Below are 15,800 nucleotides of genomic sequence, written 5' to 3'. Positions count from 1 at the left end.
AATAGGCAGGTGAATTCAGTTTTTATGAAAATTATTCCGCTATCATATCCGATTGATCTGGAATCGGCTCCTCTCTGCGTCGGCAAGCAGGTACTCGCGATCGGCGATTTTGACGGCGTTCATTTGGGGCATAGGGAAGTGATCGGCCGCGCGATCCATACCGCAGAGCAGTTGAAACTTCCCGCTTCCATTATGACGTTCCATCCTCATCCCAGAGCTGTGATGGGCCAGGACAAATATGTCGAGCTATTAACGCCGATGAGCAAGAAGATGGAAATTTTTGCTTCCCTTGGCGTGAATCATGTTTACGTAGTCACTTTCGATGCTTCGCTCATGCGGTTGTCTCCCGAACATTTTGTGGACCGGGTTCTGCACGTGCTGGGCGTGGAAAGCGTCGTTTGCGGCTTTGATTTCACCTTCGGCTTTCAGGGGCGGGGGAATCCGGATTCGCTTTGCGAGCTGAGCCACGGCAAATTCGCCGTAGAAGTCGTTCGCCCTTTTCATATGGATGGAGAAAAAGTGAGCAGCACCTCGGTGCGGGACGCCCTCCAGCAAGGCGACATCGGAACGGCCAGCAGGCTCCTGGGGCGTTATTACGGCCTGCGGGGCACAGTCGTAGACGGGTACAAGCGCGGGCGCACCATCGGATTTCCGACGGCCAATATTCGGCTGGAAGAGCCTTTTGTCATACCGGCCAACGGCGTATATGCGGTTAAAGCCCATGTTAAAGGGGAACCTTACAAAGGGGTTATGAATATCGGAGTAAAGCCCACTTTTGAAACCGGGGAGCTGAAACCGACTTTGGAGGCTCATTTGTTCGATTTTTCCGGTGATATTTACGGCGAGGAAGTTGCAGTCGAACTGGTCGCTTATCTCCGGCAGGAACGGAAATTCGCTTCGGTCGATGAATTGATTGCGCAAATCGGTCAAGATGCCGGGGCTGCGAAAGAAATATTCTCAACCATTTTATAATCCAGGCATTTACATCTGCCTATTCGATATGATATACTGATGAACGTTGTCAAAGCGAAGCATCGTTTTGGCTGGAACCTTAGCTTGGAACCACGCTATCACCGGCGTTTTCTGGGCTACAGGGGATACTTTGAAACAGGAGGTGAACAAGGATGGCATTAACACAAGAGCGCAAAACTCAACTGATTCAAACTCACAAGGTACACGATACCGACACGGGTTCTCCAGAGGTACAAATCGCTATCCTTACGGAAAACATTGTTAACCTGACGGATCATCTGCGGACGCACAAGAAAGATCATCATTCCCGCCGCGGTTTGCTCAAAATGGTCGGACAACGCCGTAAGCTGCTGACATACCTGAAGAACAAAGATGTGAAACGTTACAGTGCTTTGATTGAAAAGCTCGGCTTGCGTCGATAAAAACCGACAACGAGAAGCAACCTGCCGCTCCATGGCTGGGCTCGATAAGAGCCGAGCGAAAGAGCGGCATAAGGTTGCTTTTTCTGTAGATAAGAAAGTATATGTTTTATACTTTTGCTTCGCATCTACCTTGATAAACGCGTTCGTCCCAGAAGGACGACGGAGTCGTTTATCCTTGTGTACACGGACAATGTGCGTTCCGGGACCGGGACCGGACAATCGGATGCACCATTGTTATTTTTAAAACCGTAAAAGAAGGAAATACTGGTGAGTATGCAGAAATAGAGGAAGACTCAACGTTAGGTACATATTTTCGGGCCTGACTCTGTTTTTGCGCACTGAAAAGCCAAACTTGAAGGAGGATATTATGGAGACAAGGGTACAAATGGACCTCGGCGGCAGACCGTTTATTCTGGAAACGGGCCGGCTCGCCAAACAGGCCAACGCCGCCGTTACCGCACGTTACGGCGATACGGTCGTGCTATGTACGGTTACGGCGTCCAGCGAGCCGAAGGATCTCGATTTTTTCCCGTTAACCGTCAACTATGAAGAAAGATTATACTCCGTAGGCAAAATCCCCGGAGGATTCATCAAGCGGGAAGGACGCCCGAGCGAGAAAGCGATTCTGGCCAGCCGTCTTACCGACCGTCCGATCCGTCCGCTGTTTCCGGAAGGCTTCCGCAACGACGTACAGATCGTATCGATCGTCATGAGCGTCGATCAGGAATGCTCTCCCGAAATCGCGGCGATGATCGGTACGTCCGCTGCGCTGAGCATCTCCGACGTGCCGTTCAACGGTCCGATCGGCGGCGTTATCGTCGGCCGCGTCGACGGTCAATTCGTCATCAATCCGACGACGGAGCAAGCCGAGAAAAGCGACATTCACCTGACCGTCGCAGGAACCAAAGACGCGATCATGATGGTGGAAGCGGGCGCGAACGAAGTTCCGGAGGAAGTCATGCTGGAAGCGATTATGTTCGGCCATGACGAAATCCGCAAAATCGTTGCGGTCATTGAAGAGCTTACCGCACAGGCGGGCAAGCCGAAAATGGAAGTGAAGCTTCACACGGTCGATGCGGAAGTGAGCAAGGCTGTTCGCGACTTCGCGCAAGAGCGCCTCGTGGAAGCGATCAAAATTGCCGAGAAGCATGCCAGACAGGAAGCGATTGACGCCGTGAATGCCGACGCCGTCGAGCATTTCACTGGGGTATATGCGGAAACGCCGGACAGCATGGACGATGTGAAAGAAACGCTGTACGATATCGTCAAGGAAGAAGTACGCCGACTGATCACTCACGACAAAGTGAGACCTGACGGCCGCAAGCTCGAAGAAATTCGTCCGATCGAGTGCGACATCACGCTGCTGCCGCGCACACACGGCTCCGGACTGTTCACACGCGGACAAACGCAAGCATTAAGCATATGTACATTGGGCGCATTAGGCGATGTGCAAATTCTCGACGGTCTCGACCTGACGGAAACCAAACGGTTCATGCATCACTACAATTTCCCGCCGTTCAGCGTAGGGGAAGCCAGACCGCTTCGTCCGCCGGGCCGCAGAGAAATTGGTCACGGCGCGCTTGGCGAACGGGCTCTTGAGCCGATCATCCCGAATGAGACCGATTTCCCTTACACGATCCGTCTCGTATCGGAAGTGCTGGAATCGAACGGTTCGACGTCCCAGGCAAGTATTTGCGCCAGCACACTGGCATTAATGGATGCCGGAGTGCCGATTAAAGCTCCTGTAGCGGGTATCGCCATGGGTCTTATTAAAGACGGCGACCATTTCTCGATTTTGTCCGACATTCAAGGCATGGAAGACCACCTCGGGGATATGGACTTCAAAGTGGCCGGAACAGCCAAAGGCGTAACCGCGCTGCAAATGGATATCAAAATCGACGGCATCGACCGCAGCATTTTGCAGCAGTCTTTGGAGCAAGCCAAAGAAGGCCGCATGCACATTTTGAACAAAATGCTCGCGCGCATTGATGAGCCCAAGAAAGCTCTTTCGCCTTATGCTCCGAAAATCGTTACGATGCAGATCAATCCGGACAAAATCCGCGATGTCATCGGCGCAGGCGGTAAAATCATCAACAAGATTATTGAAGAAACCGGCGTAAAAATCGACATCGAGCAGGATGGCCGCGTATTTATCGCTTCTTCTAACCAAGAGATGAACGAGAAAGCCCGTTCGATCATCGAAGGCATCGTCCGCGAAGTTGTCGTCGGCGAAACTTATCTCGGTACGGTGAAACGCGTTGAAAAATTCGGCGCCTTCGTGGAAATTTTGCCAGGCAAGGAAGGGCTGGTGCACATTTCGCAGCTATCTACCGAGCGCGTGGCGAAAGTGGAAGATGTCGTGAATGTCGGCGATCAGATTACGGTAAAGGTGACCGAAATCGACCAGCAAGGCCGTGTCAATCTTTCCCGCAAAGCTACATTAACTTCGCAAGTCCCGGCTCAAACCTAAAGCCGTGTGACTTGCGCAGTCACAATTTCATATGCGCCAGGATAAAGAGTCAGATCAGTCTGTCTCTTTTTTGCTTTTTATCATGGCTTTCTGCGCCGTTCTATTCTTGTCCTTGCAGGCATAAGCTCAGGACATAGGGTAGAGGAGGACAAGAGAATGGTCAACAAAAAATGGCTGCTGCTCGGAAGCTTCTTTCTGGCGATGTTGACCGGTATCGAAGCTGTCCCAAGCATAGACGCCTTCATAGATGCTGTAAAATCCGGCTCTAAGCCTTATGCAGCGGCTGGCCGTACGAACAGCCCGGCTTCCGTCCAAACGTTTGATCCCGTCCGGGAGCAGCCCGGTCATCTGCTTGAGACGATCAAAGCCGAAGCGGAGAAACGCAAAATCTCGCCCATTGACGCCAAATTGGACCGCGTCTGGAAAGCGATACCCGGCTACAACGGTTTGGAGGTCGACGTCGAGGAGACGCTCAAGCTCGCCGAGCACCGGCTGACTCCGGGAACAATCCATTATGTGATGAAAGAGACGCCTCCCAGCGTACAATTGAACGATTTGGGGCCGAATCCGATATATAAAGGCAATCCCAAGAAACCGATGGTTTCTTTTATGATCAATGTCGCCTGGGGCAACGAATACTTGGACAGCATGCTGGCGACGCTCCGGAAAGAAAACGTGCACGCGACTTTTTTTCTCGACGGCATGTGGCTGAGCAAAAACGCGGAGCTGGCAAAGCAAATTTTAAACGAAGGACACGAGCTGTCCAATCACGCATATTCCCACAAGGATATGAGGACGGTTAGCCGGGCCCGCGCAGCGGAAGAGATCGGCAAGACGGAGGAACTGCTGAAACGGCTGGGTGTCGAAAACAAGCTGTTTGCACCGCCGTCCGGTTATTTTAACGAAGAGACCGTTCAGGTTGCCGCCGAATACAAGCTCAAAACGATATTGTGGACGTTCGATACGATTGATTGGAAAAATCCGGGGGCGGATCGCATCATCCAGCGGCTGAATCAAAATGTGGAGCCGGGCTCGCTTATTTTGATGCATCCGACGGCGTCTTCCAGCGAAGCGCTTGCCGGGATGATCCGCACCATTAAAAATAAAGGACTTACTTTGGGGACGGTAAGCGAGCTCATTTCCCCGAGCCGGGTTCCCGAACCGAATCTGCAAAGTTGAGTCGATGGAACATTTTTGTTAGACTAAGTAAGTATAATTGGGGGAGCAGCATTTTAGGCGTTTCATTCGAGGAGGAACATTGGTGATCAACTACCGCTTACATAACGGGTTAAGAGTAGTTATGGAACAAATCCCGACGTGCCGTTCGGTATCGTTCGGAATTTGGGTCAAGACAGGCTCACGCAACGAAAAGCCGGACAATAACGGCATTTCGCATTTTATCGAACATATGCTCTTTAAAGGCACGGAACGCCATTCCGCCAAAGACATCGCCGAAATTTTCGACGGTATCGGCGGGAATGTGAACGCGTTCACTTCCAAAGAATACACTTGCTATTACTGCAAAGTGCTGGACGATCATCTGCCGTTGGCTATGGACGTTCTTGCCGATATGTTTTTCCATTCGACTTTTGACGAGACTGAACTGGAGAAAGAGAAGAACGTCATCTTCGAGGAAATTTCGATGTACGAAGACACGCCGGACGATCTGGTCCATGATTTGCTCGCTAAAGCGGCGTACGGCTCCCATTCGCTCGGCTACACGATTCTTGGAACGCAGGACAATTTGTCCGCAATGAAGCCCGACGACCTGCGCCGCTACATGAAGCAGTACTACAACACGGAAAATACCGTGATCAGCATCGCCGGCAACATCGACGACAGCGCGCGCGAATTAATCGAGCGGCATTTTGGAAGCTTTACTCAAACCGGACAAGAAACCGGCTACGATGCTCCCGACTTTTTGAGCGAGCTTGTTTTTCACGAAAAGAAAACCGAGCAAAACCACATCTGCCTCTCGCTCCCGGGGTTATCCTTGCAGGAGGAAAACTTGTATCCCATCGTTTTGCTGAACAACGCTATCGGCGGGGGAATGAGCTCCAGGCTGTTTCAAGAGATTCGCGAGAAGCGCGGACTGGCGTATTCCGTCTATTCCTATCATTCTTCCCATATCGACAGCGGCATGTTTACCATTTACACGGGAACGGCCCCCAAGCAGACCGAAGAAGTGCTTAAAGTGACTTTGGAGCTGCTGCACGACATCGCCGTAAACGGAATCACGGACTCCGAGCTGAAAAAAGGCAAGGAACAGCTGAAGGGCAGCTTGATCCTGAGCCTGGAAAGTACGGGAAGCCGCATGAACCGGCTGGGCAAAAACGAGCTGATGACCGGCAAGCATTACAGCCTGGACGAAATGATCCGGCGCATCGAGAGCGTACAGATGGATCATGTCCGGGAGCTGACGAAAACGTTGTTCGCCACGCCGTTCGCTTTGTCCATGGTCGGGCATTCCGATGCCGCGCTGAAAGAGTTTAGGAGGGATCAGCTTGTCAATTCCTGATTTTGACGTACAAATCAAGCGGCTCCCCGGTCATGAAGACATCGAGCTGCCGCGCAAAATGTCCGCCGCCGCCAGCGGCTTCGACCTGCACGCCGCCGTGAGCGAGCCCGTCGTACTGCAGCCCGGCGAGCGCCTGCTCATACCGACCGGCTTTGCGCTCAGCATGCCGCCCGAGCTGGAGGCGCAAATCCGCCCGCGCAGCGGCCTTGCGTACAAGCACGGCATCACTTCGCTGAATTCGCCGGGCACGATCGACGCCGACTACCGCGGCGAAATCAAGGTGCTCCTGATCAACCACGGGCAGGAGCCGTTCACGATTCAGCGCGGGGAGCGGATCGCGCAAATGGTGTTCCAGCTCGTCCCGCAGATCCGGCTCACCGAGGTCGAGGAATTGACCGAGACCGAGCGCGGCTCGGGCGGGTTCGGGCATACGGGACGCTAACGGCGAAGCCGGCGCGTTCCGGTATAAAGCGGCTGTCCTCGTCAGCCGCAACGATCTGACGCCATTCAACCACTGTATCAAGCGGTTGGATGGCGTCTTTTTTCAGTTGTGCCGGCTCCGGGGCGCGAAAGCGAAAGCGAAAGCCCGCAAAAGCTCTCATGAGGTCGCGAACGTCACCCTACATGGTGAAATAACTCAGGTCTGCCGTGTTCTATTTTCGTAATGCAGTTTTTGCTCAACGGATGGGCTGGCCGCGCGGCTCCCAGCGCACGGTGTTGCGCTGCATGACGGCGATTGGTCGACCGCAGCGAAATATTCCTGCAATTTCACCGGCTGCCCAGAACCAACACTCCAGAGCCGCGGTCGCACAATCTGCTTGATTACACAAAGAAAACCTGCAAAAGTGCAGTTTTTTGCCCGCGGATACGCTGCCAACGAAAAATTCCTGCAAATGTGCAGGCTTTTCGCCGCGAGCAGGGGCCCAGGTTCATTTTCAGCGAAAATTCCTGCAAAATCGCAGGCTTTTCGCCAAGATGAACCACTTTTACGAGAAAACCTGCACTTTCGCAGGTTTTCTCCTTGCCAAGCCGCCTCGTGCTCCCACTTCAGCGCCGCAACTCCTGCAGGAGAGCGCGGATTGGGGAAGAGCGACCGCACCCCCTCCGATTCCACTAGCCCCTCACTCTATCCACAATCTGATTTTGCACGTTTTCTACACGTTGATAGAGATGCAACCTCTACAATGTACGTTTTTCTCAACGGTCTACAATTGTGCGAGTTTTTCCGCGGGTAAATGAGCTCAAGCTCTTTTATCGGGAGTTTCTGCACAATCCGGGCTGTTGAGAACCCACTTTTATGGCCTAAATATCCCTCTCAAATCGGTTTAAATCAATTTTTCCTCTTCGTGATGAGAGCCTCCCTACACGATTTTCTCAACAGCCGGACAATCGCACGTTTTTTCTCGTAATGGCCGCATGCACAGAAAAAAACCGCACTTTAACCGCAGTAGAGCTGATTACTTTCTTGCTGTGGAGTGACGGTTACGGCGTCGTGAGAGTTTTTGCAGGTCTTACACGCGTGGGCGAAAAGCCTGCGATTGTGTAAGAATTTCAATGTGCGGGAAGTACGGCAAAGCCCGGTGAAACGCTTGACGAAACTCCTTGCGACAAGTAACGCATCCTTAGGCGTAAGCATATTATAACTTATCGTAACGACCGAGAAAGGGGTGTAAGCGGGAATGCTTACTGGTATTTCGGTTGCTTTCATGGGCGGCGACGCCCGGCAGCTAGAAGTGATTCAGAAATTTACCGAGCTTGACGCCGCGGTTACTTTAATCGGCTTCGACAACTTGGGACGGCAATTCAGCGGAGTGACCAACGCCAGGCTTCGTCCGTCACTGTTTGAAACGATCGATGTACTGATACTGCCTGCCGTCGGTACAGACGATTCGGGACAGGTGGAGTCCATCTTTTCCAGTGAAGAATTGATTTTGACCGATGATCATATGACCGCTCTGCCAAGACATGCCAAAGTATATACGGGTATGGCCAAAGGTTATTTAAAGAAGCTTTGCGCGGCACACGGTATCGGATTGATTGAATTGTTTGACCGGGATGACGTTGCCATTTACAACTCGATTCCGACGGCCGAAGGCGCCCTCATGATGGCCATTCAAAATACGGATATTACGATTCACGGCTCCGTATGCATGGTTCTGGGCTTTGGCCGCACGGGTTTTACGATGGCAAGAACGCTGCAGGGACTAGGTGCGACAGTCAAAATCGGCGTGCGCAAGGCGGAGCATTTTGCGAGAGCGTGGGAGATGGGATTTCAGCCCTTCTATACGAGGGAGTTGTACTTGGAAGTGGCCAATATTGACTTGCTTTTTAACACAATTCCGACTATGATAGTCACAGCGCAAGTTATTACCAATATCCCGCATCGCGCGGTGATCATCGATTTGGCCTCCAAGCCCGGCGGAACGGACTTCCGGTTTGCCGAGAGACGGGGGATCAAAGCGATGCTCGCACCCGGACTGCCTGGCATTGTCGCACCGAAAACAGCTGGCCGCATCATGGCGAACACGCTAAGCCAACTGATTGAGGAAGACTTCAAAGACAGGAGCGATGTGAAATGAATTGGGCGGGGAAAACGGTCGGCTATGCTTTAACCGGCTCTCATTGTACGCTGGAGGAAGTTATGCCGCAGATTAAGAGATTCGTAGATGCGGGAGCTCGCGTAGTCCCCATCGTATCGAATTCGGTCTTGACAACGGATACGCGTTTTGGCAAATCGGCGGATTGGCAGCGGCAATTGAAGGAAATCACAGGCAGCGAGATTATATCCTCGATCGTCGAAGCCGAGCCTCTAGGGCCTTCCAAGCTGCTTGACGTCATGGTCATTGCGCCTTGCACAGGCAACACGACAAGCAAGCTTGCCAATGCGATGACGGAAAGCCCTGTGCTCATGGCGGCCAAAGCTCAAATGAGAAACCAGCGCCCGCTTGTCCTGGCCATTTCCACGAATGACGGGCTTGGTCTTAATGCGATGAATATCGCAAAGCTTCTGATTACGAAAAATATTTACTTCGTCCCTTTCGGTCAGGACGCTCCCGGAGCGAAGCCCAATTCGTTAGTAGCCAGAATGGATCTCATCATGGAAGCCTGCGAATCCGCATTGGAAGGCAAGCAGCTGCAGCCAATGATCATTGAGAGATTTCTATATCAATAAATATATATTCTTCACAGGGGAGAGGACAGGACATGTCGAACCAGAAATTATTTAACGTTGCAGTAGTCGGCGCTACCGGTGCCGTCGGAGAACAAATTATCCGTCTATTGGAAGAGCGAAATTTCCCCATTAAGGAATTGAAGCTGTTGTCATCCGCCAGATCCGCAGGTGTCAAGCTTGCTTTTAAAGGTCAGGAAATCACGGTTCAGGAAGCGGCTCCCGAAAGTTTTCAAGGGATCGATATCGCCTTGTTCAGCGCCGGAGGGGACGTCTCCAAGGCGCTGATTCCGCATGCCGTTCAGGCCGGCACGATCTGTATCGATAATACGAGCGCGTACCGTATGGACCCGGAAACTCCGCTCGTCGTGCCCGAGGTGAACGTTGACAAAATCAACGAACACAAAGGCATTATTGCCAATCCGAACTGCTCGACGATTCAAATGGTGGCGGCTCTCAAGCCGCTGTATGACCGTTTCGGCATTTCGCGTATTATCGTTTCGACCTATCAAGCCGTTTCCGGCGCAGGCGCCAAAGCGATCAACGAAATGCTGAGACAGTCCAAGGAAGTTCTTGAAGGAAGAGCGGCGAATCCCGACATTTTGCCGGTTGGTTCTTTACCGGTGAAGCACCAAATCGCCTTCAATGCGATTCCGCAAATCGACAAATTTTTGGACAACGGCTTTACGAACGAAGAGATGAAGATGATTTTGGAAACGAAAAAAATTATGGGCGACGAGTCCCTTGAAGTGACGGCTACATGCGTGCGCATTCCGGTCGTTTACGGCCACTCCGAATCCGTCTATGTCGAGTTGAAAGATGACTTCGATATCGAGGAAGTGAAGAGCTTGCTGGCCGACGCCCCCGGCATCGTTCTTGTCGACAATCCGGCCGAACAGCAGTATCCGCTCGCAACGGACGCGGCAGGCAAGCTGGAGACCTTCGTAGGCCGCGTGCGCCGCGACTTGAGCAATCCGAGAGGCCTCAACCTCTGGATCGTCTCCGACAACCTGCTCAAAGGCGCTGCCTGGAATGCCGTGCAAATTGCTGAATATATTGCTATAGAACAATAATCGCACCAGCTGCTTGATTTATGCAGATGGACATGAATATGGGGGAAACTCATGCGAATCCTTGTGCAAAAATTTGGAGGTACTTCGCTTTCCACCGCTCAAGCCAGAGAACATGTCATCGGACACATTCAAGACGCATTAGCAGACAGCTATAAATTAGTCGTAGTCGTTTCCGCGATGGGAAGAATAGGCGAGCCCTACGCCACGGACACCCTCCTTGATCTGGTACGCCAGAACGGGGAAGGGACTCCGGCCAGGGAGCTCGATTTGCTGATGAGCTGCGGGGAATTGATATCCGCAGTCCATTTGTGCAGCTTGCTGCAAGCCAGAGGAATCCGTTCCACGGTTCTGACAGGCGGGCAAGCCGGGATTCAGACGAACGATGTGCACGGCAACGCGCAGATCGTATCCGTTCAACCGAACCGGATTGTCGAACATCTGGAGCAGGGCTTCGTTGTCATCGTTGCCGGCTTCCAGGGCAAAACCGGCCAAGGCGAATTGACAACGCTCGGCCGCGGGGGCAGCGATACGTCCGCCACGGCGCTGGGAGCTGCTCTCAAGGCTGAAATTGTCGATATTTTTACCGATGTCAAAGGGATTTTGACGGCGGACCCGAGAATCGTGGAAGATGCGAAGCCGCTCGTAAGAGTCAGCTTTGCGGAAATATGCAACATGGCGCACAACGGCGCCAAAGTGATTCACCCCCGCGCCGTGGAAGTGGCGATGCAGGCGAATATCCCGATTCGCGTCCGTTCGACATTTTCCAAAGAAGAAGGGACGCTCGTGGCGGCAGTGGACAATGCGGCGCATGAGGACAGCAAAGTGGATGACCGCTTTGTGACAGGCATCGCGCAGTTTACGAATATTACGCAAATTCAGGTCGCCGCTGTAGACGGGCAATTTGATTTGCAGCTCAAAGTATTCAAAACGATGGCGCAAAATCAGATTAGCGTCGATTTTATCAATGTGAACCCTTCAGGGGTTGTCTATACCGTTTTTGATCAAGAAGCGGAGCGGGCCGTCAAGCTGCTGCGAAGCCAAGGCTATGAACCGAGAGCGTTAAGCGGCTGCGCCAAAGTTTCCGTCATCGGCGGAGGCATGAACGGCGTGCCGGGCATTATGGCCCGTATCGTAGAGGCTTTGACCGAAGAAGATATCCGTATTTTGCAATCGGCCGATTCCAATACGACAATCTGGGTGCTCGTGCAGGGCGACGATATGAGAAAAGCGGTGAGAGCGCTTCATCATAAGTTTTATTTGAACATGTAAATCGTTACACGTAGGAGGCATAATACGGTGGATTTCGGAAGATTAATTACAGCGATGGTAACTCCGTTCGACGAGAATTTAGAAGTCAACTGGAGCCAGGTGGAGCCACTGATCGACTATTTGATCGAGGAGCAGCATTCGGATAGCCTCGTCATTTGCGGAACGACGGGGGAGTCGCCGACATTGACGGAAGAGGAGAAGCTGCGCTTGATCGAAGCATCCGTCCGTTACGCCAGAGGACGCTGCAAAATTATCGCAGGTACAGGCAGTAATGACACAGCGCATACGATCCATCTGTCCCAAAAGGTTGAAAAGCTCGGAGTCGACGCTTTGCTCGTCGTAGCTCCTTACTATAACCGTCCTTCGCAGGAAGGGCTGTATCAGCACTTCAAAGCGGTTGCCGAGTCCGTGGAGCTTCCGGTCATACTCTATAACGTGCCAGGGCGCACGGGAGTGAATATAGATGCGGATACGACGATCCGGCTTTCGCAAATACCGAATATCGTAGCGACCAAAGATTGCGCCGGCACGGATCAGCTTACGCGTATCGTGAGCGGAGCGGCGTCCGGTTTTACGGTCTATACCGGCGACGACAGCAACGGGCTGCCCGCTCTGGCCGTCGGATGTCATGGAATTATCAGCGTGGCCAGTCATGTGATTGGAAAAGACATGCAATCTATGATAAAGTATTATTTGGAAGGCAACATACAGCAAGCGGCGGAGCTGCATCGTAAGCTTCATCCTGTATTTACAGGTATATTCCGTGTTCCGAGTCCTGCTCCGATCAAGCATGCTTTGGCTTTGAAAGGAATGCATACAGGTGGAGTCAGACTGCCGCTAGTAAACGTATCCGAGCAAGAAGGACAATTCATCCAATCTCTTTTTGAATGATAACGCCTAAAGGATCGGTGCTTCCAGCATCGGTTTTCTTTTTTTGGGGACACTAGCGCTTAAAGGATAGCGACTTGTAATTGCTGTTTTTCTTCATGTATAATGGTGGCAAGTGACTGGTTCGGTTTCTCATTTAAAATTCGTCGTCCAATCTTAGAAGGAGGTATATTCTTGTCCAAAAAAAATAATGACAAACTTTTGATCTTCGCTCTTGGCGGCGTGGGCGAAATCGGAAAAAATATGTACTGCGTGCAGTATGCGAATGATATTGTAGTGATTGATAGCGGTTTGAAGTTCCCTGAAGAGGACATGCTCGGCATTGACATTGTCATACCTGATATCGGCTATTTAACGGAAAACCGTGATAAAGTTCGAGGGATTATTATCACTCACGGACACGAGGATCACATCGGAGGCTTGCCGTATGTGCTTAAGCATCTGAATGTGCCTGTGTACGCTACGAAGCTGACACTCGGACTGATTGAAGCAAAGTTGAAGGAAGCTAACTTACTTGGGGAGACCAAACGCATTTTAATCAATTCGGATACGGTTCTTCCGCTGGGTACGATCACGGCCTCATTCTTCAAGACAAACCATAGTATCCCGGATTCCGTCGGGGTTGCCCTGGATACGCCGGAAGGCGTAGTCGTTCATACAGGCGACTTCAAATTCGATCAAACGCCGGTCAATGATCAATATGCAGATTTGCACCGTATGGCGGAGATCGGGAAAAAGGGCGTACTGGCTTTGCTTTCAGATAGTACGAATTCAGAAAAGCCGGGTTACACAGGTTCCGAGAAAAGTGTCGGCGTGGAAATCGAAGAGGTTTTCCGCAAAGCGAAGCAAAGAGTCGTGATTGCAACGTTCGCTTCCAACATTCATCGCGTTCAGCAAGTATTCGATGCCGCTGCGGCGACAAACCGCAAAGTAACGGTAATCGGACGAAGCATGGTGAACGTCGTATCGATTGCCAGCGAGCTCGGTTATTTACACATACCGGACGGTATGCTGATCGAGCCTGAGGAAGTGAATAAGCTTGCCGCCGACCGGGTCGTTATCCTTTCGACGGGAAGCCAGGGCGAGCCGATGTCCGCGTTAACGCGGATGGCGCGTTCCACGCATCGCAAAGTCGATATTTTACCGGGAGATACGGTCATTATCGCGGCGACTCCGATTCCGGGCAATGAGCGTTATGTCGGCCGTACGGTAGATGAACTGTTCCGCATTGGCGCGAATGTCATTTACGGTCCGGGTTCTGTAACGGGAGTTCACGTATCAGGCCACGGCAGCCAAGAAGAGCTGAAGCTGATGCTGAATTTAATGAAACCGAAATATTTCATTCCGATCCACGGTGAATACCGCATGCTGCGCCAGCACGGTTTGCTTGCAGAGTCCGTCGGCATTGACAAAGACGATATTTTCATTTGCGATATTGGAGATACGGTTGAAGTTCAGAACGGAGTTGCCCGCAAAGGCTCCAAAGTACAAAGCGGCAACATTTTGATTGACGGTTTAGGTGTAGGAGATGTGGGTAACATCGTGCTTCGCGACCGGAAGCTGCTGTCTCAGGACGGCATCCTGGTCGTAGTGGTAACGCTCAGCAAGCAGGATGGCACCATACTTTCCGGCCCGGATATCATATCCAGAGGGTTCGTGTATGTCCGTGAATCCGAAGGTCTGTTGGAAGAAGCCAATCGAATCGTAACAAATACATTAACGAAGTTAATGAATGAAAATGTAAATGAATGGGCATCGTTAAAAACAAATGTTAAAGATGCGCTAGGACGTTTTTTATATGAGCAAACCAGAAGAAGACCGATGATTCTTCCGATTATTATGGAAGTCTAGTCTTCAACTAGTCACTTGAACCTATGCAAATAATGACGAGCTCTCCCCGATTGCGGGGAGAGCTTTTTCATTCGCCAGACAATGTGCAAATGAATGAAAGAGCTCCTGACTATTCATACTAGGGAAGATTATGAAAAGGGAGGAACGCATATGGGAACATCGGAACAATCAAAGGAAACGGGCACGACAGAGGAAATCAAAAAAAATGAAGCGCTTGAAAACATTCAGCAGTTGGGACAGACGAACACGCCATCGGGCGAGTCCAACATTTTTTGTTTAACCATTATCGGCCAAGTAGAGGGGCATGTCGTGCTGCCGCCGCAAAACAAAACGACCAAGTACGAGCATATCATTCCGCAGTTGGTGGCGGCTGAGCAGAATCCAAAAATAGAAGGGGTATTGATTATTTTAAACACCGTTGGCGGTGACGTGGAGGCCGGACTGGCGATTGCGGAAATGATATCGACCTTGTCGAAACCGACGGTGACGCTCGTGCTCGGCGGAGGGCACAGCATCGGGGTGCCGATCGCCGTATCCGCCAATCATTCGATCATTGCCGAGACGGCTACGATGACGATTCATCCGATCCGTTTGAACGGGCTTGTTATCGGCGTTCCGCAAACATTTGAATATTTGGATAAAATGCAGGAGCGCGTCGTTCGCTTCGTAACGAAGCATTCCAATGTGACGGACGAGAAATTTAAAGAGCTGATGTTCAAAACCGGCGAACTGACGCGCGATATTGGTACCACGGTTATCGGCCCCGACGCCGTCAAATACGGGCTGATTGACAGAGTCGGTGGAGTGGGAGAAGCGATTCAAGAGCTGAATCAGCAAATTGAGCAAAGGAAATCACAGCTGCATGGAGGTATGGTACAATGATACATTATTCGGTCATACCGATGGATGTGATTTTTCAAGGGATCGAATCTTACGAGCCGGAATATGTGGAGATTCAGCATCAGGGGATTACGCTGCAGGTCGAGCCGATGAACGGGAAGCAAGCCCGCATCGTCCGGCTGCACAGCGGCAATCCGCAGGATTATTTGAACGTGCGTTATGCGCCGGGAACCGTCATCCCGTACGTACCGGGCTTTGGCGAAGACGAAGCGGCCAAGTAAACGCTATCCGATCTGGCAGTATCTCCCCCTAGCAAACTATGGTATAA

14 protein-coding genes are annotated in these 15,800 nt (G+C 51.6%); all 14 read left to right on the top strand.

The genetic code is table 11. The features are described from left to right. The first annotated feature begins 24 nt into the window (after window positions 1-24). The 14 genes from AC6RNO_RS03075 to AC6RNO_RS03010 all read left to right on the top strand — a co-directional run bounded on the left by AC6RNO_RS03075 (window position 25) and on the right by AC6RNO_RS03010 (window position 15,753). Complete coding sequence (locus AC6RNO_RS03075) at window positions 25-972, top strand: bifunctional riboflavin kinase/FAD synthetase (RefSeq protein ID WP_497104515.1); 948 nt, start codon at window positions 25-27, stop codon at window positions 970-972. Window positions 973-1,124: 152 nt separating this feature from the next. Then, window positions 1,125-1,394, top strand: a complete 270-nt coding sequence (rpsO, locus tag AC6RNO_RS03070) for a 30S ribosomal protein S15 (protein ID WP_474683180.1) — start codon at window positions 1,125-1,127, stop codon at window positions 1,392-1,394. Window positions 1,395-1,761: 367 nt separating this feature from the next. After that, on the top strand, window positions 1,762-3,864 hold the full coding sequence (gene pnp, locus AC6RNO_RS03065) for a polyribonucleotide nucleotidyltransferase (protein WP_497104513.1): 2,103 nt from the start codon (window positions 1,762-1,764) through the stop codon (window positions 3,862-3,864). Window positions 3,865-4,020: 156 nt separating this feature from the next. Next, a complete protein-coding gene (locus tag AC6RNO_RS03060; RefSeq protein WP_497104511.1) occupies window positions 4,021-5,043 on the top strand; it encodes a polysaccharide deacetylase family protein in 1,023 nt (340 codons plus the stop codon). 82 nt (window positions 5,044-5,125) lie between these two features. Then, a complete protein-coding gene (locus AC6RNO_RS03055; protein WP_474683177.1) occupies window positions 5,126-6,382 on the top strand; it encodes a M16 family metallopeptidase in 1,257 nt (418 codons plus the stop codon). Beyond that, on the top strand, window positions 6,369-6,824 hold the full coding sequence (gene dut, locus AC6RNO_RS03050) for a dUTP diphosphatase (RefSeq protein ID WP_474683176.1): 456 nt from the start codon (window positions 6,369-6,371) through the stop codon (window positions 6,822-6,824). Before AC6RNO_RS03055 ends, dut begins: the two co-directional genes overlap by 14 nt. A 1,237-nt stretch (window positions 6,825-8,061) precedes the next feature. Beyond that, complete coding sequence (gene dpsA, locus AC6RNO_RS03045) at window positions 8,062-8,961, top strand: dipicolinate synthase subunit DpsA (RefSeq protein ID WP_474683175.1); 900 nt, start codon at window positions 8,062-8,064, stop codon at window positions 8,959-8,961. Further along, window positions 8,958-9,554 (top strand): dipicolinate synthase subunit B, encoded by a 597-nt coding sequence (locus tag AC6RNO_RS03040; protein WP_474683174.1) that lies wholly within the window; start codon window positions 8,958-8,960, stop codon window positions 9,552-9,554. The genes dpsA and AC6RNO_RS03040 overlap by 4 nt, the downstream gene beginning before the upstream one ends. Window positions 9,555-9,586: 32 nt before the next feature. Continuing rightward, entirely contained in the window at window positions 9,587-10,624 is a 1,038-nt protein-coding gene (locus AC6RNO_RS03035; protein WP_497104508.1) for an aspartate-semialdehyde dehydrogenase, read from the top strand. Window positions 10,625-10,675: 51 nt separating this feature from the next. Continuing rightward, window positions 10,676-11,893, top strand: coding sequence for an aspartate kinase (gene dapG / locus AC6RNO_RS03030; protein ID WP_474683172.1), 1,218 nt, complete (start codon window positions 10,676-10,678; stop codon window positions 11,891-11,893). Window positions 11,894-11,920: 27 nt separating this feature from the next. Next, window positions 11,921-12,784 carry a 4-hydroxy-tetrahydrodipicolinate synthase gene (gene dapA, locus AC6RNO_RS03025; RefSeq protein ID WP_497104505.1) on the top strand — a complete coding sequence of 288 codons (864 nt, stop codon included), beginning with the start codon at window positions 11,921-11,923 and terminating at the stop codon, window positions 12,782-12,784. 171 nt (window positions 12,785-12,955) lie between these two features. After that, complete coding sequence (locus tag AC6RNO_RS03020) at window positions 12,956-14,632, top strand: ribonuclease J (RefSeq protein ID WP_474683170.1); 1,677 nt, start codon at window positions 12,956-12,958, stop codon at window positions 14,630-14,632. 150 nt (window positions 14,633-14,782) lie between these two features. Further along, on the top strand, window positions 14,783-15,514 hold the full coding sequence (locus tag AC6RNO_RS03015) for a ClpP family protease (RefSeq protein ID WP_474683169.1): 732 nt from the start codon (window positions 14,783-14,785) through the stop codon (window positions 15,512-15,514). Next, on the top strand, window positions 15,511-15,753 hold the full coding sequence (locus AC6RNO_RS03010; RefSeq protein ID WP_474683168.1) for a YlzJ-like family protein: 243 nt from the start codon (window positions 15,511-15,513) through the stop codon (window positions 15,751-15,753). The genes AC6RNO_RS03015 and AC6RNO_RS03010 overlap by 4 nt, the downstream gene beginning before the upstream one ends. Window positions 15,754-15,800: the final 47 nt, after the last annotated feature.

The sequence above is a fragment of the Paenibacillus sp. sgz302190 genome, assembly GCF_059820445.1.
The sequence above is the reverse complement of the archived record's forward strand: the minus strand, read 5'-3'. Positions and strand labels throughout refer to the sequence as shown.

Coding starts and splice junctions, on each gene's coding strand:
- AC6RNO_RS03075 (WP_497104515.1), top strand. CDS start 25: ATGAAAATTATTCCGCTATCATATCCGATTGATCTGGAATCGGCTCCT.
- rpsO (WP_474683180.1), top strand. CDS start 1,125: ATGGCATTAACACAAGAGCGCAAAACTCAACTGATTCAAACTCACAAG.
- pnp (WP_497104513.1), top strand. CDS start 1,762: ATGGAGACAAGGGTACAAATGGACCTCGGCGGCAGACCGTTTATTCTG.
- AC6RNO_RS03060 (WP_497104511.1), top strand. CDS start 4,021: ATGGTCAACAAAAAATGGCTGCTGCTCGGAAGCTTCTTTCTGGCGATG.
- dpsA (WP_474683175.1), top strand. CDS start 8,062: ATGCTTACTGGTATTTCGGTTGCTTTCATGGGCGGCGACGCCCGGCAG.
- AC6RNO_RS03040 (WP_474683174.1), top strand. CDS start 8,958: ATGAATTGGGCGGGGAAAACGGTCGGCTATGCTTTAACCGGCTCTCAT.
- AC6RNO_RS03035 (WP_497104508.1), top strand. CDS start 9,587: ATGTCGAACCAGAAATTATTTAACGTTGCAGTAGTCGGCGCTACCGGT.
- dapG (WP_474683172.1), top strand. CDS start 10,676: ATGCGAATCCTTGTGCAAAAATTTGGAGGTACTTCGCTTTCCACCGCT.
- AC6RNO_RS03015 (WP_474683169.1), top strand. CDS start 14,783: ATGGGAACATCGGAACAATCAAAGGAAACGGGCACGACAGAGGAAATC.
- AC6RNO_RS03010 (WP_474683168.1), top strand. CDS start 15,511: ATGATACATTATTCGGTCATACCGATGGATGTGATTTTTCAAGGGATC.